General features: G+C 62.9%; 23 protein-coding genes and 1 tRNA gene. 12 read left to right on the forward strand and 12 right to left on the reverse strand.

Features of this window, described 5'->3' with window-relative positions:
- Positions 1–97 precede the first annotated feature (97 nt).
- Complete coding sequence (locus M2S36_RS15255) at positions 98–1675, forward strand: aldehyde dehydrogenase (NADP(+)) (protein WP_233687525.1); 1578 nt, start codon at positions 98–100, stop codon at positions 1673–1675.
- Positions 1676–1677: 2 nt separating this feature from the next.
- On the forward strand, positions 1678–2925 hold the full coding sequence (locus M2S36_RS15260; RefSeq protein ID WP_233687524.1) for an NAD(P)/FAD-dependent oxidoreductase: 1248 nt from the start codon (positions 1678–1680) through the stop codon (positions 2923–2925).
- Between the two features lie 123 nt (positions 2926–3048).
- Here M2S36_RS15260 and xenA read toward each other — a convergent pair whose 3' ends face one another.
- Positions 3049–4140, reverse strand: a complete 1092-nt coding sequence (gene xenA, locus M2S36_RS15265) for a xenobiotic reductase XenA (RefSeq protein ID WP_333957401.1) — start codon at positions 4138–4140, stop codon at positions 3049–3051.
- Between the two features lie 50 nt (positions 4141–4190).
- Between xenA and M2S36_RS15270 the strand changes: the two genes are divergently transcribed.
- A complete protein-coding gene (locus M2S36_RS15270) occupies positions 4191–4526 on the forward strand; it encodes an ArsR/SmtB family transcription factor (protein ID WP_207830768.1) in 336 nt (111 codons plus the stop codon).
- 167 nt (positions 4527–4693) lie between these two features.
- Here M2S36_RS15270 and mqo read toward each other — a convergent pair whose 3' ends face one another.
- Positions 4694–6331, reverse strand: a complete 1638-nt coding sequence (mqo, locus tag M2S36_RS15275) for a malate dehydrogenase (quinone) (protein ID WP_207830766.1) — start codon at positions 6329–6331, stop codon at positions 4694–4696.
- A gap of 328 nt (positions 6332–6659) precedes the next feature.
- A complete protein-coding gene (locus M2S36_RS15280; RefSeq protein WP_003254720.1) occupies positions 6660–6851 on the reverse strand; it encodes a YhfL family protein in 192 nt (63 codons plus the stop codon).
- A 254-nt stretch (positions 6852–7105) separates the two neighbouring features.
- On the opposite strand from M2S36_RS15280, the gene M2S36_RS15285 reads away from it, so the two are divergent.
- From M2S36_RS15285 to M2S36_RS15305, 5 genes are all read left to right on the forward strand, one after another.
- The gene (locus M2S36_RS15285; protein WP_063913001.1) at positions 7106–7723 is read left to right on the forward strand and encodes a LysE family transporter; all 618 of its coding nucleotides are present in this window, start codon (positions 7106–7108) and stop codon (positions 7721–7723) included.
- A 333-nt stretch (positions 7724–8056) separates the two neighbouring features.
- A complete protein-coding gene (locus tag M2S36_RS15290) occupies positions 8057–8320 on the forward strand; it encodes a hypothetical protein (protein ID WP_333957406.1) in 264 nt (87 codons plus the stop codon).
- A gap of 138 nt (positions 8321–8458) precedes the next feature.
- Positions 8459–8731, forward strand: a complete 273-nt coding sequence (locus M2S36_RS15295; protein ID WP_025340252.1) for a DUF3077 domain-containing protein — start codon at positions 8459–8461, stop codon at positions 8729–8731.
- Between the two features lie 299 nt (positions 8732–9030).
- Complete coding sequence (locus tag M2S36_RS15300; protein ID WP_370464315.1) at positions 9031–9276, forward strand: type II toxin-antitoxin system RelE/ParE family toxin; 246 nt, start codon at positions 9031–9033, stop codon at positions 9274–9276.
- Positions 9273–9623: an addiction module antidote protein gene (locus tag M2S36_RS15305; protein WP_085590631.1), complete on the forward strand. Its 351-nt coding sequence runs from the start codon at positions 9273–9275 to the stop codon at positions 9621–9623. Before M2S36_RS15300 ends, M2S36_RS15305 begins: the two co-directional genes overlap by 4 nt.
- A gap of 97 nt (positions 9624–9720) precedes the next feature.
- Here the strand turns inward: M2S36_RS15305 and M2S36_RS15310 are convergent.
- The 5 genes from M2S36_RS15310 to dapA form a co-directional block, all read right to left on the reverse strand.
- Positions 9721–9810, reverse strand: a tRNA-Ser gene (locus tag M2S36_RS15310).
- Positions 9811–9901: 91 nt separating this feature from the next.
- The gene (gene purC, locus M2S36_RS15315) at positions 9902–10612 is read right to left on the reverse strand and encodes a phosphoribosylaminoimidazolesuccinocarboxamide synthase (protein WP_004375217.1); all 711 of its coding nucleotides are present in this window, start codon (positions 10610–10612) and stop codon (positions 9902–9904) included.
- Between the two features lie 30 nt (positions 10613–10642).
- The gene (locus M2S36_RS15320; protein ID WP_207830762.1) at positions 10643–11401 is read right to left on the reverse strand and encodes an MBL fold metallo-hydrolase; all 759 of its coding nucleotides are present in this window, start codon (positions 11399–11401) and stop codon (positions 10643–10645) included.
- Entirely contained in the window at positions 11402–12523 is a 1122-nt protein-coding gene (gene bamC, locus M2S36_RS15325; RefSeq protein WP_063913005.1) for an outer membrane protein assembly factor BamC, read from the reverse strand.
- 15 nt (positions 12524–12538) lie between these two features.
- Positions 12539–13426 (reverse strand): 4-hydroxy-tetrahydrodipicolinate synthase, encoded by an 888-nt coding sequence (gene dapA, locus M2S36_RS15330; RefSeq protein WP_063913006.1) that lies wholly within the window; start codon positions 13424–13426, stop codon positions 12539–12541.
- A 259-nt stretch (positions 13427–13685) separates the two neighbouring features.
- Between dapA and M2S36_RS15335 the strand changes: the two genes are divergently transcribed.
- Complete coding sequence (locus M2S36_RS15335; protein ID WP_013973793.1) at positions 13686–14246, forward strand: glycine cleavage system protein R; 561 nt, start codon at positions 13686–13688, stop codon at positions 14244–14246.
- 11 nt (positions 14247–14257) lie between these two features.
- Complete coding sequence (locus M2S36_RS15340; protein WP_207830757.1) at positions 14258–14731, forward strand: peroxiredoxin; 474 nt, start codon at positions 14258–14260, stop codon at positions 14729–14731.
- A gap of 88 nt (positions 14732–14819) precedes the next feature.
- Here the strand turns inward: M2S36_RS15340 and M2S36_RS15345 are convergent, their stop codons facing one another.
- Positions 14820–15890 (reverse strand): AI-2E family transporter, encoded by a 1071-nt coding sequence (locus M2S36_RS15345; RefSeq protein ID WP_063913008.1) that lies wholly within the window; start codon positions 15888–15890, stop codon positions 14820–14822.
- 19 nt (positions 15891–15909) lie between these two features.
- Positions 15910–16149: a sulfurtransferase TusA family protein gene (locus M2S36_RS15350; RefSeq protein ID WP_008097503.1), complete on the reverse strand. Its 240-nt coding sequence runs from the start codon at positions 16147–16149 to the stop codon at positions 15910–15912.
- A 122-nt stretch (positions 16150–16271) separates the two neighbouring features.
- Between M2S36_RS15350 and M2S36_RS15355 the strand changes: the two genes are divergently transcribed.
- Positions 16272–17708 (forward strand): M48 family metalloprotease, encoded by a 1437-nt coding sequence (locus M2S36_RS15355; RefSeq protein WP_063913009.1) that lies wholly within the window; start codon positions 16272–16274, stop codon positions 17706–17708.
- Between the two features lie 109 nt (positions 17709–17817).
- On the opposite strand, the gene nadA is transcribed toward M2S36_RS15355, so the two are convergent.
- Complete coding sequence (nadA, locus tag M2S36_RS15360; RefSeq protein ID WP_019472564.1) at positions 17818–18876, reverse strand: quinolinate synthase NadA; 1059 nt, start codon at positions 18874–18876, stop codon at positions 17818–17820.
- A 277-nt stretch (positions 18877–19153) separates the two neighbouring features.
- The gene (locus M2S36_RS15365) at positions 19154–20662 is read right to left on the reverse strand and encodes a YdgA family protein (RefSeq protein WP_241105922.1); all 1509 of its coding nucleotides are present in this window, start codon (positions 20660–20662) and stop codon (positions 19154–19156) included.
- 445 nt (positions 20663–21107) lie between these two features.
- Here M2S36_RS15365 and M2S36_RS15370 point away from each other — a divergent pair, with 445 nt between their 5' ends.
- A complete protein-coding gene (locus M2S36_RS15370; protein WP_207830752.1) occupies positions 21108–22460 on the forward strand; it encodes an APC family permease in 1353 nt (450 codons plus the stop codon).
- The last annotated feature ends 61 nt before the right edge of the window (positions 22461–22521 follow it).

The raw sequence follows: 22521 nt of genomic DNA on the forward strand, positions 1-22521 counted from the left end.
CGAAGCCGGTGCCAGGCACCGAGTCGCCTGCTTCGCGGGTAAACCCGCTCCCACAAGAGCTGCGGTCTCCCTTGATATTGATTCCAAAGGAGGCCCCATGACCCTCACAGGCAACCTGCTGATCGGCCAGACACCGGTAACCGGCAGCCGCGAAGCCATCCGTGCCATCGACCCGGCCACCGGCCAGGCGCTGGAACCGGCCTACCTCGGTGGCAGCAGCGAACACGTAACCCAGGCCTGCGCCTTGGCCTGGGCGGCGTTCGATAGCTACCGCGAAACCTCGCTCGAACAACGGGCACAATTCCTCGAAACCATCGCCGCGCAGATCGAAGCGCTGGGCGATGCCCTGATCGACCGCGCCGTGGCCGAAAGCGGCCTGCCCAAGGCGCGCATCCAGGGCGAACGTGGCCGCACCTGCACCCAGCTGCGCACCTTCGCCCGCGTGGTACGGGCCGGCGAATGGCTGGATGTGCGGGTCGACAACGCGCTGCCCGAGCGCCAGCCCCTGCCGCGTGCCGACCTGCGCCAGCGCCAGGTGGCCCTGGGGCCGGTGGCCGTATTCGGCGCCAGCAATTTCCCCTTGGCCTTCTCGGTGGCCGGTGGCGACACCGCCTCGGCCCTGGCTGCCGGTTGCCCGGTGGTGGTCAAGGCCCACGGCGCCCACCCGGGCACCAGCGAGCTGGTAGGCCAGGCAGTGGCACAAGCAGTGAAGCAATGCGGCTTGCCGGCCGGCGTGTTTTCGCTGTTGTACGGCTCCGGTCGTGAAGTGGGCATTGCGCTGGTCAGCGACCCGCGCATCAAGGCCGTTGGCTTTACCGGCTCGCGCAGCGGCGGCATTGCGCTGTGCCAGGCGGCCCAGGCCCGCCCGGAGCCAATCCCGGTGTACGCCGAAATGAGCTCGATCAACCCGGTGTTCCTGTTCGACGGTGCCCTGCAAGCCCGCGCCGAGGCACTGGCGCAAGGCTTCGTCGCCTCGCTGACCCAGGGCGCCGGCCAGTTCTGCACCAACCCCGGCCTGGTGATAGCCCGCCAAGGGCCCGACTTGCAGCGTTTCATCAACGCCGCCAGCGAACACGTGCGCCAGGCTGCTGCACAGACCATGCTCACCCCAGGCATCTTCAGTGCCTACCAGGCCGGTGTCGGCGCCCTGGCCGCAAACGCCAATGCCCAGGCCGCCGCCAGTGGCCAGGCCGGGCAAGGCCCCAACCAGTGCCAGGCGCAGCTGTTCGTGACCCAGGCCGAAGCGTTCCTTGCCGACCCGGCGTTGCAGGCCGAGATCTTCGGCGCGGCGTCGCTGGTGGTGGCCTGCGCCAACGATGAGCAGGTCCGCCAGGTGGCCGAGCATCTGGAAGGCCAACTGACCGCCACCCTGCAACTGGACGATGCCGACATCGACAACGCCCGCGCCCTGCTGCCGACCCTTGAGCGCAAGGCTGGCCGCATTCTGGTCAATGGCTGGCCGACCGGTGTAGAGGTATGCGACGCGATGGTCCACGGCGGGCCGTTCCCGGCCACCTCCGACGCCCGCACCACCTCGGTGGGCACGGCGGCAATCCTGCGCTTCCTGCGCCCGGTGTGCTACCAGGACTTCCCCGATGCCCTGCTGCCGCCGGCGCTGAAACACGGCAACCCGCTGCAACTGCGGCGCCTGCTCGACGGTAAACGGGAAGGCTGAGCATGGTCGAAACCGCTGAAACCGATATCGCCGTGGTCGGCGCCGGCATTGTCGGCGTCGCCTGTGCCCTGCAACTGGCCCGCCAGGGCCGCCGGGTAACCCTGGTCGACCGCCAGGCACCCGGCCAGGGCGCGTCCTACGGCAACGCCGGGCACCTGGCTACCGAGCAGGTATTCCCGATTGCCGACCTGTCGATCCTCAAACGCCTGCCGCGCATGCTGCTGGACCCGATGGGCCCGCTACGCCTGGACTGGAAGTACCTGCCCAAGGCCATGCCCTGGTTCACCCGCCTGCTGCTCAACCTGCGCCCGGGCCCATTTCAGCGCAGCGTGGCCGGCATTCGCACATTGAACGAAGGCAGCCTGGGTGCCTGGCAGCGGTTGCTGGGTTCGATCGGGCGCAGCGAACTGTTCCAGGAAGATGGCTCGTTGCTGGTGTTCGAACGGCCTGAGTCGCGCCAGGCGCTGGAGGCCTTGCGCGCACGCTTGCAACAGCAGGCGGTGCCGGTGGACTTCTGGTCGGCCGACACCGTGCGCGAGGCGGCGCCGCAGTTGAGCCCGTCACTGTTGGGCGGGCTGTTCTTTCCGCGTACCGGCCACTTCATCGATCCCTACCGGGTAGTGTGCGAATTGTTCGAAGCTGCCAAGGCCAGTGGTGTGCGCTTTGTCCAGGCACAGGTCGATGGCGGGCGGCTGCACAGCGGCGGAGTCAGCCTGGCCAGCGACCTGGGCACGCTCGATGCCCGTCAGGTGCTGATCAGTTGTGGCGCGCACTCTGCGCGGTTGACCGGCGCGCTGACCGGCAAGCAGGTGCCACTGGATACCGAGCGCGGCTACCACCTGATGTTGCCTGGCGAGCATCAGCGCCTGCCGTTTGCAGTCACATCGCTGGAACGCAAGTTCATCATGACGCCCATGGCCGAGGGTTTGCGCCTGGCCGGCACCGTGGAATTCGCCGGGCTGGACGCGCCGCCGAGCATGCAACGAGCGTGGCAGTTGCACCGGTTGAGCAAGGGCTTGTTCCAGCGGGACTTGAGTGTGGAGGGAGCGACGCCGTGGATGGGCTTCCGGCCTTCGTTGCCGGATTCGTTGCCGGTGATCGACCGGGTGTGTGACGGGCGGGTGCTGTTGGCGTTCGGGCATCAGCACCTGGGGTTGACCCAGGCGGCGGTGACGGCGGAGTGGGTGGGGCGGTTGGCTGACAGGGACAGTGGGGCTGATATGGCGGCTTACCGGTTGGACCGGTTTTAGCCTGTACTGGCCTCTTCGCGGGTGAACCCGCTCCCACAGGGATCGCACAGGCCTTGAGGGCAGTGGAGATCCTGTGGGAGCGGGTGTACCCGCGAATGGGCTGCAAAGCAGCCCCTTCATGCCTCAGCGATAACGCTCCAGCCAGTGCGCATACGGTGCCGGCAAGGTCCAGGAGGCTTTCTCCACCCCCAGCTCCTTGGCCGCAAAATATGCCCAGTGCGGGTCAGCCAGGTGCGCACGCCCTACCGACACCAGGTCCAGCTGGTTGGCCTGCAGCGCTGCTTCCGCCAGTTGCGGCGTACCAAAACCCCACGCCGAAGTCACCGGCAGCTTCGCCTCGCGGCGCACACGCTCGGCAATCGGCCCCATGAACGCCGGGCCCCACGGGATCTTGGTGTCAGGAATGGTGAAGCCGACACTCACGCTCAGCAGGTCAAGGCCACCGGCCTTGAAGCGGCGCGCCAGTTCGATCGACTCTTCCAGGGTCTGCTCATCGCGGCCATCGTATTCCAGCACACCAAAACGCGCGGTCAGTGGCAGGTTTTCTGGCCATACCTCACGCACCGCTGCCAGGGTTTCCAGCAAGAAGCGGCTACGGTTGTCGAAGCTGCCACCGTAGGCATCGGTACGCTTGTTGGAGTGTTCGGAGAAGAAGCTCTGACCCAGGTAGCCATGGGCAAAGTGCAGTTCGATCCACTCGAAGCCGGCATCACGCGCCCGGCGGGCGGCATCGACGAAGTCCTGCTTGACCCGGGCGATGTCGTCCAGGGTCATCTCGCGCGGCACTTGCGGCAGGTGTGCACCGAAGGCGATGGCGGACGGGGCGATGGTTTCCCAGCCGCGGGGGTCGCCGGCAGCGATGTGGTCATCACCTTCCCACGGGCGGTTGGCGCTGGCCTTGCGCCCGGCATGGGCAATCTGGATACCCGGCACGGAACCGGCGGCCTTGATTGCCTGCACCACTGGCACGAAAGCGTGGGCGTGGGCATCGCTCCAGATACCGGCGCAACCGGGGGTGATGCGCCCTTCCGGGGCTACTGCAGTGGCCTCGACCACCAGCAGGCCGGCACCGCCACGGGCCAGACCGGCCAGGTGCACGTGGTGCCAGTCGTTGATCATGCCGTCCTCGGCCATGTACTGGCACATCGGCGGGATGGCAATGCGGTTGCGCAGGGTAACGTCCTTGAGGGTGTACGGTTCGAACAAGGCGGACATGGGCAAGCTCCTGGGCTATTTGATTACGATAGTTCGATCATAATCGAACTATGGCAATTAATGATAGCCCCGTTATCATGAACACCATGCGAGCTTATCAACATCCCAATTCCGAAGACCTCACCCTGGAACGCCTGCTCTATGCCCTGAGCGACCCGGTGCGCCTGGGTATCGTGCGCCACCTGGCGGGCGTGGCCGAAGCCAGCTGCGGCGAGCTGGACGGCGGCCGGCCGAAGTCGAGCATGTCCCACCACTTTCGCGTGCTGCGTGATGCGGGGTTGGTGCATACCCGCAATGTGGGGACTACCCATATGAATTCGTTGCGTAGCGAGATGCTGGGGGAGCGGTTTCCCGGGTTGCTGGACTGCATTCTGCGGCAGCAATGATTTTCCTGTGCCGGCCTCTTCGCGGGTAAACCCGCTCCCACACGGACCGCGTTGGCCACAGGCTTGGCGCTATCCCTGTGGGAGCGGGTTTACCCGCGAAAGGGCCGGAACAGGCAAAAAAAAAGCCACGAGGTCTCCCCCGTGGCTTCTGTCACAACAATGGCCGATTACAGCGCCATGTCATTCTCAGGCTTGCTCTCGACCGGCTGGCTCGGTGCAACCGCAGTGCCGACGCTTTCGTCGATCACCGGTGGCTTCTCCAGCTGCAGCACTTCAGCGGTGTAGTTCCACTCTTTCTGGGTGGCCGCCGCCGAGTCGTTCAGCTTGGTGCCATAGCTCGGCACGATCTGCTTGATCTTGGCCTGCCACTCAGGGGTAGCGACCTTCTCCTTGAACACGGTTTCCAGCACGTTCAGCATGATCGGTGCAGCAGTCGAAGCACCTGGCGATGCACCCAGCAGGCCGGCAATGGTGCGGTCTTCGGAAGCGACCACTTCAGTGCCCAGCTTCAGCACGCCGCCCTTCTCGGCATCACGCTTGATGATCTGCACGCGCTGGCCGGCCTGCCACAGGCGCCAGTCTTCCTTCTTGGCGTTCGGGAAGTAGGTGCGCAGGGCTTCGAAGCGGTCGTCGTCAGACAGCATCAGCTGGCCAGCGAGGTACTCCACCAGCGGGTACTGGTCGATGCCGACCTTGGTCATCGGCCACACGTTGTGGGTGGTGGTGCTGCTCAACAGGTCCAGGTACGAGCCGTTCTTCAGGAACTTGGTCGAGAAGGTGGCGAATGGGCCAAACAGGATCACGCGCTTGCCGTCCAGCACGCGGGTGTCCAGGTGCGGTACCGACATGGGTGGTGCGCCGGTCGAGGCGATGCCGTAGGCCTTGGCCATGTGCTGCATGGCCACGGTCGGGTTCTCGGTCACCAGGAACGAGCCACCCACCGGGAAGCCTGCGTATTCCTTGGCTTCAGGAATGCCCGACTTCTGCAGCAGCTTCAGCGCGCCGCCGCCGGCACCGATGAACAGGAACTTGGCGTCGGTGGCCGATTCGCTACCGTCCTTCAGGTTCTTGTACTCGACGTGCCACGAACCGTCCTTGTTGCGGGTGATGTCCTGCACTTCGCTGGACAGCTTCAGGTCGAAGTTTTCCTGGGTTTTCAGGTGGCCGACGAACTGGCGGGTGATCTCGCCGAAGTTGACGTCAGTGCCGATCGGCGTCCAGGTCACGGCCAGTTTCTGGTTCGGGTCGCGGCCTTCCATCATCAGCGGGACCCACTTGGCGATCTGCGCGTGGTCCTCGGAGTACTGCATCGGGCGGAACAGCGGGCTGGCCTGCAGCGCGTCATAACGCTTCTTCAGGAACTTGATGTTGTCATCGCCCCACACGAAGCTCATGTGCGGCGTGGTGTTGATGAACGAGTGCGGGTTCTTCAGCACGCCCTGGCGGACCTGCCACGCCCAGAACTGGCGGGAGACCTGGAAGGCTTCGTTGATTTCGATGGCCTTGGCGATGTTGACGTTACCGTCTTTGTCTTCCGGGGTGTAGTTCAGCTCGGCCAGCGCGGAGTGGCCGGTACCGGCGTTGTTCCAGCCGTTGGAGCTTTCTTCGGCCACGCCATCCAGGCGCTCGACCATTTCCATCGACCAGCTTGGCTCCAGCTCGTGCAGCCACACGGCCAGTGTCGAACTCATGATGCCGCCGCCGACCAGCAGCACATCTACTTTCTTGGTTTCTGCGGCGTGCGCTTGCATGACGCTTGCAGCGACAGCCAGACCCAGCAAGGTCTTGCCAGCTTTCTTGAACATTGATCGATTCCAGTCAGGAGAACAGAGGGCGGGCCTGTGGCTGGCCCAGGTAAAGCGTGTTCTGCAGCGCAGGCTTGTTGTTGATCGTTATTCAGCAGCCAGAGAACCAGAAAACGACTCGGCCTTTTGTCGAATTGACCGACAAGGCTGAATCGTTTTTCCGATTGTAGCTCAAATGCCAGCACAAACAAATTGCCGCCCGGAACGTCAAGGCGACGGGTTGCCTCAGTGGCAGAATGTCACGCCGAAAAACAAAAACCCCCGATCATGTACATGACCGGGGGCCTTGGATCACGCCGCAAGCGTCGCGATCAGGGTACCGCCAAGATTACTGCTGCTGAGGCAGTTTATCGATCGGGCCGCAGCCACCGATGATCTTGGAGATGGAAACCGAAGGGTGGAACAGGTAGTCGTAGGTGCAGTTTTTCGGCTGGTTGTAAACCTGGCCGGTGCAACCCGACAGCAGGGCAACACCCGAAACGACAGCAACGGCTACGGTAGCCTTGAACAGCTTTTTCATACTAAATCCTTTAAATGAATCATCTTCGGCCATCGTCTGATGGCGGCGGGATGATACAGAACCTGGGCATTGGATCCAAGCAGCGGATGGCACTTGTTCGTTGCAGCCGCGCAACAATACGTTGCGGTTGCAAGCAATGTCTCACTTTCCTGAAACCGGATGTTATGTCCAATTCGCAATGCATGGTTGAAAAGTGAGCGGGTGGCGACGATAGTCTTGAACGCTGCTTTTTCACTGCCCTACAGGAGTTCCCCATGCTCGGCGTCACCGACTACGGCGCGTTCGTCATCGCCTTCATCATCGTCCTGGCCATCCCCGGCCCGGGCAACTTCGCCCTGATCACCGCCACGGGCAAGGGCGGGATCAAGGCCGGCATGGCTGCGACCTGTGGGGTAATCCTGGGTGACCAAGTGCTGCTGTGGCTGGCGGTGGCTGGCGTTGCCACCCTGCTGGCCGCCTACCCTGCCGCCTTTCATGTGGTGCAGTGGGCCGGTGCCGCGTACCTGGCGTACCTGGGCCTGCGCATGCTGCTGAGCAAACCCGGTGGCGCACCGCGGGCCAGCCGCATGGACAACGGCCAGTACCTGCGCCAGACCATGATGATCACCCTGCTCAACCCCAAGGCGATCATGTTCTACATGGCGTTCTTCCCGCTGTTCGTCGACCCGGTGAAACACCAGGGGCTGGTGACCTTCGGCTTCCTCGCGGCGACGGTGGCGGTGGTGACCTTCCTGTACGGGTTGATTGCGGTGGTGCTGACGCACCAGTTGGCCGAACGCATGCGCGCCAATCCGCGGATATCCAATATGTTCGAGCGGTTGGCGGGGGCTTGCCTGGTGGGGTTTGGCATCAAGCTGGCGGCGATGCGCTGAGGGCCCTGGGGGGCGCGTTGCGCTCCCGGTCCTACAGTTGAAACTCAGAATAATCCCCTTCCTTGTAGGCCATTTCCCAAACATACTGCCAACCCGCTCAAACTGTTGCGACGGATTGGGTCGCGCTCTAGTCTCGGTTTGTCGTTGCAAAATCAACGACCGGCTTTGACAGGCCGACTACTCAAGTTTCCGTTGCAGCGCGTTATGGCAGCTGTGCATGGGGCACATTCGTGTGCGCCGGGTCTTGGGTAACCGGTCTGTCAACCCATGTATAGCTGCCCCCATTCGTTTGACAGCGTTGCCAGGCGGCTCCACTTACCCAAGGAGCTTTACATGCGCAAGATGGTCCCCGATCCACCCCACTCCCTCGATTCCACCCAGGCTCTGCAAGACACCCTGGTCCAGTCCTCAGAGTACGTACTCTGCGCCCTGTTCGTGGTCCGCCAATCCGTGCAACTCAAACCCACGGCCCCAAGTTCGATCGTGATGCAGGCTGTGATCCATGAAATGGAAGCAGTACAGGGCCTGGTCGAGTCGGCATTGATGCAATTGCAGATGCAGGCCCATTTACCGGTTGAGCCGCGCACCTTGCACTAAGCAGGTCTGGCCTCTTCGCGGGTAAACCCGCTCCCACAGGGGTAATCATTGCCCTCAAGTACTGCGCCGTACCTGTGGGAGCGGGTTCACCCGCGAAGAGGCCTGTACAGACACCCAAAATCCCAGGGAGATTCACCAATGCCCACCGACGACACAAAACAACCCACCACAGTCGGCAAGACCTGCTTCTACCAAGGCGAAAACAACACCCACCCGCTGTTCCGCATCGAGCCCGGCATCCCCTGCCAGGACGCCCGCGAACAGGCATCGGAACTGATGGGCTACGTCCGCGACCTGATCATCACCGGTTTGATGGATGGCGACCAGAAGCTGATCTGGGCCTCGCATTACCTGAGTGCGATGGCAAAGGCGCTGCTGGATGATGCTGAATTGGGGATGATGAAAAAATAAGAAAAAAGGAAGCCCTTGGAAACGCATAACACCCAGGGGCTTCATTCATCGCATCTCGTCGCGATCACACTCAAATACGCTCCGGCCCCACGCGGTAATGCGACCCCTTCCATCGCGATGTAGTCCATTTCCCAAACAAACAGCAAACCCGCTGTATTCGTTGCCAGTGCACAGCCCGCACCTTAGCCTCGTCTCTTCATCGCCATTCAAGACCAACGCAGGAAGGCGATCATCAGGCTAGGCGCAACCAACCATTGCGTAATGGCCTCCACCTCGTTTCCGCAGGGCCACTCGGTCAAATCGGCAGAGGTGCTGTCACCTCAAGGATTGCCAGAGCCGAAAATGACAGCTTCGGTGATATCGAATCGGTTGGCGATGGTGTCAGTGAGATGCGCGTGTTTGTCGGCCCCGGATATCGAATCTACTTCGTACGAACGGGCCCAACCCGCTACCTGATGCTCTATGGCAGCGATAAAACGGATCAACACAGAGCCATCAAACGAGCCAAGGAAATTCTTGATGCGGTACGAGGTAAAAAACGATGAGCGACAAATCCACCCCTGAAGACATGCCAATCCTTGATCTGGACTTGAGCAATACCAAACGATTCGAGGCATCCCGGTTTCTCGACAGCCCAGAAACCATCGCAGCATTTCTGGCAGAGGCTATGAAGGCTAACGATGCTCAAATCCTGATGCATGCCCTGGGTGAAGTGGCAAAAGCCAAGGGCGTTAACCAGTTTGCGCAAGACGCAGGCGTCAACCGCGAGTCTCTCTACAAAACTTTGAAGGGCGGCGATAAAACCCGTTTTTCTACAATTCAGAAGCTGATGCTTGCCCTGGGCGTAGAACTCACCGTCAGGCCGCTCAAGAAGCTCCCCGCGTCTTCATAGGCTCGCACGCGCAAATGGGATGCTCGCTACAAACAACTTCGCGCCACACAACGAAAAAGCCCCTGAAAACTTTCGTTCCCAGGGGCTTCATCTTGTATGGCGGAGAGATAGGGATTTGAACCCTAGGTACTGTTGCCAGTACAACGGATTTCGAATCCGTCCCGTTCGACCACTCCGGCATCTCTCCAATGCCGCGCATCATACCAGCGTTCTTTTAAAACGCAAACCTTTTTTTCAAAAAAATCGCGTGGTATCAGGCGCTTGCGTGAACGTGCCGCTTACAGCGGCACGCCCAGGCGCTTGGCAACTTCTTCGTAGGCTTCGATCACGTCGCCCAGACCCTGGCGGAAGCGGTCCTTGTCCATCTTCTTGCGGGTCTCTTTGTCCCACAGGCGGCAGCCGTCCGGGCTGAACTCGTCGCCCAGCACGATCTGGCCGTGGAATACGCCGAATTCCAGCTTGAAGTCGACCAGCAGCAGGCCGGCGTCATCGAACAGCTTGCTCAGCACTTCGTTGACCTTCAGCGACAGCTTTTTCATTTCGGCCAACTGCTCGGCGGTGCCCCAGCCGAACGCGACAACGTGGGATTCGTTGATGAAGGGGTCGCCCTTCTCGTCGTTCTTCAGGAACAGCTCGAAGGTGGACGGCTCCAGCTTGATGCCCTCCTCCACGCCCAGGCGCTTGACCAGGCTGCCGGCGGCGTAGTTGCGCACCACGCACTCGACCGGGATCATGTCCAGCTTCTTCACCAGGCACTCGTTGTCGCCCAGCAGCTTGTCGAACTGGGTCGGCACGCCGGCTTCTTCCAGTTTCTGCATGATGAAGGCGTTGAACTTGTTGTTCACCATGCCTTTGCGGTCGAGCTGTTCGATACGCTTGCCGTCGAACGCCGAGGTGTCGTTACGGAACAGCAGGATCAAGCGGTCGGCGTCGTCGGTCTTGTAAACCGATTTGGCCTTGCCGCGGTAAAGTTCGTCGCGTTTTTCCATGATTGGGCTCCGCTTGCTTGAGGTGTTGGGCTAGGCGATTTCGCGCCAGTCGAGCCCGTGTTCCTGATTCGCCACCTGGAGCCAGTCCGGGTCGCACCCAAGGGTGTCGACGAAGCACTGGCGAGCCAAGTGTGGCAGGTTGTTCTTGCTGCTGAGGTGGGCCAGCACCAGGTGCTGCAGGTTGTGCCAGCCCAACTCATGCACCAGGCGCGCGGCCTGGTGATTGTTCAAATGCCCTTGCATGCCACCCACCCGCTGCTTCAGGAAGGCCGGGTAGTGACCGCGTGCCAGCAGGTCGCGGCAGTGGTTGGCCTCGATCAGCAGTGCATCCAGGCCCTGGTAACGCTCCAGCAGCAGCGCGTCGTACGAACCCAGGTCGGTCAGCATGCCGAAGCGCCGCTGGCCGTCACTGACCACGTACTGCAGCGGCTCGTAGGCGTCGTGCTCGACCCGCGCCGCGGTCACTTCCAGGCTGCCGATACGCAGGCTGTCGCCACAAGCGAGAAAACCGGCCACCTCCACCGGCTTGCGCATGCCGCGCAAGGTCCCTTGGCTGAGGTAGACCGGTACATTGTAGCGCCGTGACAGCAAGCCGACCCCATGCACGTGGTCGGCATGTTCGTGGGTGACCAGTACCGCACTGAGCTGGGCCGCCGACACGCCGAGCAGCGCCAGGCGCCGCTCGGTCTCGCGCAGGGAAAACCCGCAATCGACCAGGATGAACGTGTCACCACTGGCGATCAGCGTGCCGTTTCCCTGGCTGCCGCTTCCGAGTACCGCGAAGCGCACTTAGCCCAGGTGGTCCTGAATGGCGCTCAGCACGCGGCGGGCGACATCGGCCGGAGCCACGGTGTTGATGTTCTTCTCGACCGTGACCTGCACGCTCTCACCCACCTTGCTCAGGCGAACCTGGTAGCGCTCGGCACGGGCTTCACGCTCTTCCTTGGTCGGCTCGCTGCCGAACATGCGGCCAAAGAAGCCAGGCTGGTTCTGCTTGTCGTCAGGCTTTTCCGACAGGTTGATGTAGTAGAGGCCCAGGCTGCGGTTGATGTCCTCGACACGCCACTGGCCACCCTGCTCCAGGGCACGGCCCACGCTGGACCAGGCGCGGTCCAGGTCGGCGCCCAGGTACAGCACCGGGTTGCCGCTGCCGTCTTCGCTCAGGCTCACGCGGCTCGGCGCGTCGAAATCGCGCGCGGCCAGCAGCGACACCGAACCGCCCTTCTCGGCGCTGCGGTTCATGCTGGCAAGCATTTCGTCGACCAGCAGGGCATCGGCACCGGTGTTGCTGGAGGTGGACGGGAAATCGGGCTCGGCAGTGCTGCCGGCCGGGCGCTCGACGCTGACCACATACACCTCGGAGGTGTTGCGCTGCACGCCAGGCTCCATGCGAACACGCACGCGCACTTCGCTGTCAGCGCTGCTGGCAGTGCTGGCCAGACGCTGGCCGAGCGATGCCGACAGTTCGTCGAAACGCTGCCAGGTCGTGTTGAATTCGCCGGTCTGCGGGCGCTCTTCGGCGATGCGGAAGCCGTTGTCCTCGAAGAACTGGCGGGCCACCGGCCATACTTCGGCCGGCGAATGCTGGGCCAGCACCCAACGGCTGCTGCCGCTGCGCTGCAGGCTGTAGTCGGTAATCTGGGCGGCGCCACCGGTCATCGGTTGCGGGCGCGGCACCTCGAACTCGCCGGTGGCGCTGTCGTCGGCGACGTTACGCGGGATCGGCAGCAGCGGGTCAAGGCGCTTGACGTTGCTGGCGTCCGGCGGCAGTTGCATAGGCGCGGTCGGGCGCGCCTGCAGGTAATCGCTGCCGCGGTCGCGGAAATAGCCATCCTCGCCCCACAGCCAGCCACACCCGCTGGTGCTGGAGATGATCAGGGCAAGGGCGGAAAGACCAGCCAGTCGCTTCATGCGGTGTACTTCCTCTTAAACCAGTACGCCGGACTGGCGCAAGGCAGTACGGACTTTTTCGTGGCAGCCTTCGCTCAACCAGGTCAGCGGCAGGCGAATGCCTTTGTGCATCAGGCCCATTTCGACGAGTGCCCATTTCACCGGGATCGGGTTGGACTCGCAGAACAGGTCTTTGTGCAGCGGCATGAGTTTTTCGTTGATTGCGCGGGCCTTCTCGGCATTGCCCTCAAGGGCGGCCTCGCACAGGTCGGCCATTTCGCGCGGGGCGACGTTGGCGGTGACGGAAATGTTGCCCTTGCCGCCCATCAGGATCAGCTCGACGGCGGTCGGGTCGTCGCCGGACAGGACGATGAAGTCGCTATCGACGCCATCGAGGATCGCCTTGGCGCGTACCAGGTCGCCGGTGGCTTCCTTGATACCGATGATGTTCTTGACCTTCGACAGGCGGATCACGGTATCGGCCTGCATGTCGCAGGAGGTGCGGCCGGGTACGTTGTAGAGGATCTGCGGGATGTCGACGGCTTCGGCAATGTGCTTGAAGTGCTGGTACAGGCCTTCTTGCGTCGGCTTGTTGTAGTACGGCACTACCAGCAGGCAGGCGTCGGCACCGGCGCTCTTGGCGTTCTGGGTCAGGTGCACGGCTTCGGCAGTGGAGTTGGCACCGGTACCGGCGATGACCGGGATGCGGCGGGTGCTGCGCTTGACGCGCTCGACCACGTGCTTGATGACCAGGATATGTTCTTCGACATCCAGCGTGGCGGACTCACCGGTGGTGCCGACAGCGACGATCGCATGGGTGCCGTTTTCCAGGTGGAAGTCTACAAGTTTGTCGAGGCTGTCCCAGTCAAGACGCCCTTGTGCATCCATGGGAGTGACCAATGCCACCATACTGCCCGCAATCATGTAACTGCTCCTGCCGGAAAAAGAGAGCGGTAATGGTACTGGGGGCATCGGCCTTGCACAAGCGAAGCAGGCGGGTGGAGCATTCCCCTCGGCGCCTTATTTCGCTACCCTTGCTGCTTTGATCGGTGCAGCGCGGCCCGCCGGGCCGTCGACCTTGCTCCCCGCCAGCGTCCACGACCTCGCATGCGAGCCCCGGGCCCTGCCGACTGGAGGCTTTCGCCCGTCCTGTGCCGACCGCTCATCGCTTTAGGAATGCTGCATGTCCACCCCCACCGTCCGCGAACAATTCCTTGTCATCAGCGCCTTGGGCCCCAACCCCATGGAGCTGGCCAACGTCCTCAGCCGCGCTGCCTTCGAAAACCGCTGCGCGGTGGTCACCTCGCGCCTGAGCCGCCACGGCGAGACCAGCGCCCTGGTACTGCAGGTGGGCGGCAGCTGGGACGCCCTGGCGCGCCTCGAAGCCATGCTGCCGGGCCTGGGCAAGAAGCACGGCCTGACCCTGGACGTGGTGCGCAGCGCCGACCAGGAAGTGCGCCCGCAGGCCCTGCCCTACGTGGCCTACGTCAGCGCCGCCTACCGCCCGGACATCATCAACGAGCTGTGCCAGTTCTTCCTCGACCACCGCGTCGAGCTGGAAGCCATGACCTGCGACACCTACCTGGCGCCGCAGACCGGCAGCAGCATGCTCAACGCCCAGTTCACCGTGATTCTGCCGGCCGGCACCCAGATCAGCTGGCTGCGTGACCAGTTCCTGGACTTTGCCGATGCCCTGAACCTCGATGCGCTGATCGAGCCATGGCGTCCACAGAACCCAATGTAAGGAAACCGACCATGGCTGTAGCACTCGACCAACCCGTTGCCGACTTCCAGGCCCAGGCCACCAGCGGGCAAACCGTCAGCCTGGCCGAGCTCAAGGGCCAGCAAGTGGTGGTGTACTTCTACCCGAAGGACAGCACCCCGGGCTGCACCACCGAGGGCCAGGGTTTCCGTGACCAGCATGATGCCTTTGCCGCGGCCAACACCGTGGTGTTCGGCGTGTCGCGCGATGGCATCAAGTCGCACGAGAACTTCAAGGCCAAGCAAGGCTTCCCGTTCGAGCTGATCAGCGACAAGGACGAAGCCCTGTGCCAGCTGTTCGACGTGATCAAGCTGAAGAAGCTGTATGGCAAGGAATACATGGGCGTTGACCGCAGCACCTTCCTGATCGACAAAAACGGTGTGCTGCGCCAGGAATGGCGCGGGGTGAAGGTGCCCGGGCATGTGGATGCAGTACTGGCTGCTGCCCAGGCCCTGAACAAGGCTTGAGATCGTTGGGGGCGCTTTGCGCCCCTTTCGCGACACAAGGCCGCTCCCACAAGGTCCCGAATGGGCCGCAAAGCGGCCCCATTTGCATTCAGAGCATCGGCGAAACGCTAGGCTCCTGCCGCGGCCAGGCATCCAGCACGGCCTTGATCAGCGTCGCCAGCGGGATGGCAAAGAAAATCCCCCAGAACCCCCACAACCCGCCAAACAGCAGCACTGCGCAAATGATCGCCACCGGGTGCAGGCTCACCGCCTCGGAGAACAGCAGCGGCACCAGCACGTTGCCGTCCAGCGCCTGGATGATCGCGTACACCGTCATCAGGTAGATGAACTGGTCACCCCAGCCCCACTGGAACAGTGCGATCAGCGTCACCGGCACGGTCACCACCACCGCGCCCACGTAAGGCACCACCACCGACAGCCCCACCAGCAGCGCCAGCAACGCGGCGTAGTTGAGCCCCAGGCTGATGAAGGCGATGTAGGTGGCAATGCCGCAGATCAGGATCTCGATGCCCTTGCCGCGGATGTAGTTGGCGATCTGCCGGTTCATCTCGCTGCCCACGCGGTTCAGCAGGCTGCGCTGGCGTGGCAGGTAGCCGCTGACCCAACGGCCGATCAGTTCACGGTCCTTGAGAAAGAAAAACACCAGGATCGGCACCAGCACCAGGTAGATCATGGCATTGACCAGCAACGGCAGGCTCGACAGCGAGAAGGTCAGTGCCCACTGGCCGAACTTTCCGATTTCCCCGCGCACCGACTCGATGGCATGCAGCACCTGCTCGTCCGACACCAGGTGCGGGTAACGCTCGGGCAACAGCAACAGCAGCGACTGCCACTTGCCGAGCATGCCCGGCAGTTCGTTGAACAGGGTGATCAACTGGTGCCACAGCAGCGGCACCAGCACCAGCATGAACACAGCCAGCGCCCCCATGAACAGGGCGAACACCAGCATCACCGCCAGCCGGGTCGGTACCCGCACGCGCTCCAGGGCATTGACCAGCCCCTGCATCAGAAACGCCAGCACCATGCCCGCCAACACCGGTGCAAGCATGCCACCCAGGGTGAGTACCGCGGTAAAAGCCAGGAACAACAGGACCGCCAGCACCACCGCTTCCTCATCGGAGAAGTAGCGCTGCATCCAGTCGCGAAGCACTTTGAACATTGACGATCCTTGGAAAGACTCAGGCCTTGCGCAGCCAGTAAGTGTAGGTACCGGCCTCGGCCGTTTCCCGCAGCAGGGTATGACCTGCCAACTGGGCGAAAGTGCGGAAGTCGCGTTGTGAGCCGGCGTCGGTGGCGATGACCTTGAGCACCGCGCCGCTGGCCAGGCGGTTGAGCTCCATCTTGGCCTTCAGCAGCGGCAAAGGGCAATTCAGCCCGCTGGCGTCCAGCTCGGCGTCACAGGTCAGGGTGTCACTCATCGTGGGGCTCTCCAAAGGCATTGCCAGGCTGTATCTGGATTTGGCCGGCTAGGATAGCGCCACTGGTCGCCAACGTGTGAGCCCGCTACAGTAGGTATCTTTGACCGACGCGAGCTTCATGCATGAATCTACTGCGCCCTACCCTGCTGACGCTGGCCTGCCTGTTGGCCCTCCCCGGCCACGCTGACGACCTGCCATCACTGGGCGACGCCAGTTCCGCGATCGTCTCGCCACAACAGGAGCACCAGCTCGGCCGTGCCTGGTTGAGCCTGCTGCGTGGCCAGGTCAACCAGCTCAACGACCCGCAGCTGAAAGATTACGTCGAAACCAGCGTGTATCGCCTGGCCGAAACCAGCCAACTGCAGGACCGACGCCTGGAATTCATCCTCATCGATAGCCGCGAGCTCAACGCCTTTGCCGCCCCGGGCGGCATCGTCGGGGTCAACGGCGGGCTGTTCCTCAACGCCCAGACCGAAGGCGAGTACGCCTCGGTACTGGCCCACGAACTGGCGCACTTGTCGCAACGCCACTTCGCCCGCGGCGTCGAGGCCCAGCAGCGCATGCAGTTGCCGATGATGGCGGCGTTGCTGGCCGGTATCGTGCTGGCCGCCGGTGGTGGCGGTGATGCCGGTATCGGCGTGATCGCCGGCACCCAGGCAGCGGCGATCCAGGAACAGCGGCGCTTCTCTCGGCAAAACGAACAGGAAGCCGACCGTATCGGCATCCAGAACCTGGAAAAGGCCGGCTACGACCCGCGCAACATGCCGACCATGTTCGAGCGCCTGGCCCGGCAGTACCGCTACGACGCCAAGCCACCGGAATTCTTGCTGACCCACCCGGTAACCGAGTCGCGTATCGCCGACACCCGCAACCGTGCCGAGCAGGCCCCCAAGGGCGGCGTCGAGGACAGCATGCGCTACCAGCTGATCCGTGCCCGGGTGGCGCTGACCTACGAAGGCACCCCGGGGCTGGCAGCCAAACGCTTCCGCGCCCAGCTGGACGAAGACCCCAAGCTGGACGCCGCGCGTTACGGCCTGGCCCTGGCGCAGATCAAGGGTGGCCAGCTGAACGAGGCGCGCGAACTGCTCAAGCCGCTGCTGGCCAAGGCGCCCAACGACATTACCTACAACCTGGCGCAGATCGACCTGGATATCACCAACAACCGCCTGGCCGACGCGCAGCAGCGGGCCGAACGCATGCAGGGCCTGTACCCGGGCAACTACCCGCTGAAACAGGTGCGTGCCGACTTGCTGGTGAAGCAGAACAAGCCCGCCGAGGCGGAGAAGGTGTTGAACGAGCTGGTGAAGAGCCGGCCGGATGACCCGGACGTGTGGTACGACATGGCCGAAGTGCGGGGCCTTTCGGGCAATACCATTGGTTTGCACCGGGCGCGTGCCGAGTACTTCACACTGGTGGGCGATTTTGACCAGGCCATCCAGCAGCTGGATTACGCCAAGCGCCGTGCGGGCGGGAACTTCCCGCTGGCAGCACAGATTGACCAGCGCCAGCGCGAGGTCATGGAGCAGCAGCGCATGGTTCAGGAAATGATGGGGCGTTGAGGGCCCTTTCGCGGGTAAACCCGCCCCCACAGGGACCGCACCGCCCGTGAGCGCTGCGCTGTACCTGTGGGAGCGGGTTTACCCGCGAAGAAAGCGACGCGGTACAGCGTCAGGCGTTACCGGACAACTTCAGGCGCGCCGCCTGGGTAAAGTCCAGCATCCGGTTCAGCGGCTTGATCGCTTTCGGCACCAGCGCCGGGTCGACAAAAATCTCGTTAGACCCATTACGCAGGCAATCCAGCACACGCTCCAGGGTGTTCATCGCCATCCACGGGCAGTGCGCGCAGCTGCGGCATGCCGCGCCGTTACCGGCGGTCGGGGCTTCGACGAACTCCTTGTCCGGGCACAGCTGCTGCATCTTGTAGAAGATGCCGCGGTCGGTGGCGACGATGAAGGTCTTGTTCGGCAGGGTCTGGGCAGCCTTGATCAGCTGGCTGGTGGAACCCACCGCGTCGGCCAGTTCGATCACCGCTTCCGGCGACTCGGGGTGCACCAGAATCGCTGCATCCGGGTACAGCGCCTTCATGTCGGCCAACTGGCGCGACTTGAACTCTTCGTGAACGATGCAGGCACCGTCCCACAGCAGCATGTCGGCACCGGTTTGCTTCTGGATGTAACGCCCCAGGTGCTGGTCCGGGCCCCAGATGATGGTCTCGCCGTTGTCCATCAGGCTTTCGACGATTTCCAGCGCGCAGCTCGAGGTGACCACCCAGTCGGCACGGGCCTTCACGGCAGCGGAAGTGTTGGCATAGACCACCACGGTACGCTCCGGGTGCTGGTCGCAGAAGGCCGAGAACTCTTCCACCGGGCAGCCCAGGTCGAGCGAGCAGGTAGCCTCCAGGGTGGGCATCAGCACGCGCTTTTCCGGGGTGAGGATTTTCGCCGTCTCGCCCATGAAGCGCACACCGGCAACGATCACGGTTTCGGCCGGGTGGTTCTTGCCGAAGCGGGCCATTTCCAACGAGTCGGACACGCAGCCGCCGGTTTCTTCGGCCAGCGCCTGGATGACCGGGTCGCAGTAATAGTGGGCGACCAGCACGGCGTTCTGGGCCTTGAGCTCGGCAGCGATGGCCGCACGGTATTCGGCCTCCTGCTCGGCTGTCAGCGGGTTGGGCTGCTTGGCGTCGAGGTGGGCCTGAACCAACAGGCGTTCGGAAATCTGGGTCATGATCGCTGGACCTGCAGGCGCTTGTGCGCGTCAAATCGAGTGTATCACCCGGCCCTGACAGATCGGCTAGGGGCGCCGGACGGCACACAGGCCGCCACGGCCCTCTGCGGGCGCGGATTATTATCGGAGGCCGAAGGCTACAGACAATCCAGCGAATTCTAAAGTGGTTTTTGTGTTGCCTGTGCTGGCCCTTTCGCGGGTGAACCCGCTCCCACAGAATCTGCCAAACTCCTGTGGGAGCGGGTTTACCCGCGAAGAGGCCGGTACAGGCTTTCGATCAGCCCTGCGGCGACAGGGCCGCCAGGTGCGAGGCCATGAGCATCGCGAACTCTTCCACGGTCATTTTCTGGCCGTTGAAATCGACCATGCCATCGGCATAGTGCAAGCTGCTTACCACATCATCGCCCTGCACGGTGGCCATGCCGCTCTGCAACGCCATCATGCCGACCATTTCCCCGGCCTGGCTCGATTGCATGGCAATGGCCTGGGCGTCGGTCTGGCCATCCAGCAGCGCCTGCAAGGTTGCCAGGTCACCGATCATCGGCTTGGACAATGACAGCTTGCCCTTAACCTCGGTGATCAGCTGCTTGCTCAACTGGTCAGGCGGCAGGTCGAAGCTGGCCGGGGCAGCGAAGCCCATCGAAAGGTCAAAGCGGCTTTCGCCATTGGCGGTCTTGAACGACAGGTTTTCCACCGCCACCCGGGGCTTGGCAGCCAGCAGTTTCTGCAGCTCGCCCTGGAACCTGGCCTTCTCCACATCGTCCATCTGGATTTCCGGCACCGGCTGGCCGGCTGCGGCTGCGGCCTCGAATTCCGGCAGGTGCGCCTGGTACCACGTCGACAGCGCCTGCAGCGCCGGGGCGTTGACCGACGTGATGCTCACCGCCATTTGCGCCTTGCCCACCGCACGGCCATCCCAGGTGATATCCCCAACCTTGTACTCCACGCGGCCACCCACGGTATCCGGGCCGTCAAGGGTTTGCAGGGCGTTCTGCTCCAGGCCCTTGACCACCAGCACCTGCTGCCTGGGCCCCAGAGTGACCTTGGTTTCGGCCAGCGCCAGGTCGACGTTGCCCACATAGATGGCCTCGTGCGCGGTGGCCGCCAGCTGGCCGCCGACCTTCAGGCCGTTGAGCTCGAAGGTGGCAGGCGGCTGGTCATCGCGCACCAGCTTCATCACGAAACGGTCGGCCTGGCCGTGGAAGCGCGAGGCCTTGCCTTCCTGATCACCGCTTACTTGCAACTGCATGCCCGAGAAGTCGAGGCTGTTGCCATCCGCTTCGTCAAGCTTGACCGGCGCCAGCTGGATCTGGCTGACCACATTGCCGTCGTAACCCAGGCTGGTCTGCGCGCTGACCGGTGCCTGCTCGCCTGCGGCGGCGAACCACGGCGCAGTGGCGTCGTCCTTCTGCAGCGTGCTGTTGCTGACCGCCAGCACCGGCATCAGCTTCAACGCCTTTACCCGCGACCAGGGGAACGGGCCATGCTCGATCTGGTCGGTCACGCCCACGTCGAAGTTCACCACTTCGCCTTCGCCCAGGTTGATATCGCGGGCCTTGAGCCGGTACTGGGCGGTACTGCTGAAGAAATGCTGCTCCAGCGATACCCGCTCGATACTCATGCTGCCACCGGTGCTCACCAGGGCCTTCTTGAGTTCGGCGTTGCTGCGGACAAGGGCGTTGTCCAGCTCCGCAGGCAGCTGCTTGCCGGTGTACCAGGCGCCAGCGGTGATTGCGACGGCGATGGCGATAGCCAGGCCGGAAAGGATGCCAACTGATTTCTTCATGAATAGAACCGATTGCTGTCCGTAAGGGCTTCGTAGGCGGCCAAGGGCCACACAGAACGCCAAGAGTACCACCGCAGCCCAGGCCTGGCGCTGGCCCGGCTCGAGAAATCCCGCTTTTGGGAAACGCCTGACAGCCTTTCCATGGGAGACCGGCATTCGTTAATTTTTACGAACACTCAAATTGATCAAAACCGCAAAAAAACGCGCAATAACCGAACAAAACCCCACTTGAATCGATAAATATTTCAATTCAGCAACATCTTGTCATGTTTAACTTGACACCCAGCTACCCATCGTTTTTTATTTTCACCACTTTGCGCGCTCCCCCGCGCCCCCGCCGCTCCAACAATAAAGGTGAACAACATGGAGCCCACCCGCTCGCCCTTGCCGCATGCGCAGTACACCGTGCCCGCCGTTTACGCCCAGCCGCAGGAGCCATGCCAGCATGCAGCATGACCACAGCGCCTCCGGCAATGGCCAACTTCGCAAAACCCTGCGTCTCTGGCACGTGATCATCATCGGCCTGGCCTACCTGACCCCGATGACCGTGTTCGACACCTTCGGCATCGTATCCGGGATTACCGCCGGGCACGTACCCAGCGCCTACATCCTGGCGCTGGCCGGAATCCTGTTCACCGCCGTGAGCTACGGCACCCTGGTACGACGCTTCCCACAGTCGGGCTCGGCCTATACCTACACCCAGCGTGCGATCAACCCGCACGTGGGCTTCCTGGTCGGCTGGTCGTCATTGCTGGACTACCTGCTGCTGCCAATGGTCAATGCGTTGCTGGCCAAGCTGTACCTTTCGGCCATGTTCCCGGAAGTACCGGAGTGGATGTGGGTGGCTGGCTTCGTCACCCTGATCAGCCTGATCAACATGCGCAGCGTGAACCTGGTGGCGCACTTCAACCTGCTGTTCGTGGCCGTGCAGGTGGCGATCATCGCCGTGTTCATCTACCTGTGCGTGCGCGGCCTGGACCAAGGTGAAGGGCTGGGTACCGCCTGGAGCCTGCTGCCATTCGCCGACAACCAGACCCAGCTCAGCGCCCTGGCCGCCGGTGCGACCATCCTGTGCTTCTCGTTCCTGGGCTTCGACGCGGTCACCTGCCTGTCCGAAGAAACCCGCGACCCGGGCAAGACCATCCCTCGGGCAATCTTCCTCACCGCACTGATCGGCGGCATGGTGTTCATCACCGTGTCGTACTTCATCCAGGCCTACTTCCCGACCATGTCCCGCTTCCATGACCAGGAAGCGGCACTGCCGGAAATCGCCCTGTACGTCGGCGGCAAGCTGTTCCAGTCGATTTTCATCGCCTGCACCGTGATCAACACCATCGCCTCGGGCCTGGCCTCGCAGACCAGCGTGTCGCGCCTGCTGTACGTGATGGGCCGCGACAACGTGATCCCGGCCAGCCTGTTCGCCCGCCTGCATTCCCGCTACAAGACGCCAGTGCTGAACATCGCGGTGGTGGGGCTGATTTCACTGTCAGCGATCTTCTTCGACCTGGTCACCGCCACCTCGATCATCAACTTTGGCGCACTGGTCGCGTTCAGCTTCGTCAACCTGTCGGTGATCAACCACTGCTACCTGCGCGAAGGCAAGCGCCAAGGCCTGGCCAACCAGCTGACGTATCTGGTGGCGCCCACCATTGGCTTCTGCATCATCGTTTCGCTGTGGCTGGACCTGAATGCGCATTCGCTGCTGTTCGGTGGCGTCTGGGCACTGCTCGGCCTGCTGTACCTGGCCTGGCTGACCAAAGCCTTCAGGGACACCCCGCCCAACTACATCGCTGAATGACCCACGCTGCCGACAACGCCCGCGCCTGAACGCGGGCGTTGTACTTGATCGAAAAGGAAAG

The organism is Pseudomonas sp. SF2, assembly GCF_036858055.1.
Taxonomy (GTDB): Bacteria; Pseudomonadota; Gammaproteobacteria; order Pseudomonadales; family Pseudomonadaceae; genus Aquipseudomonas.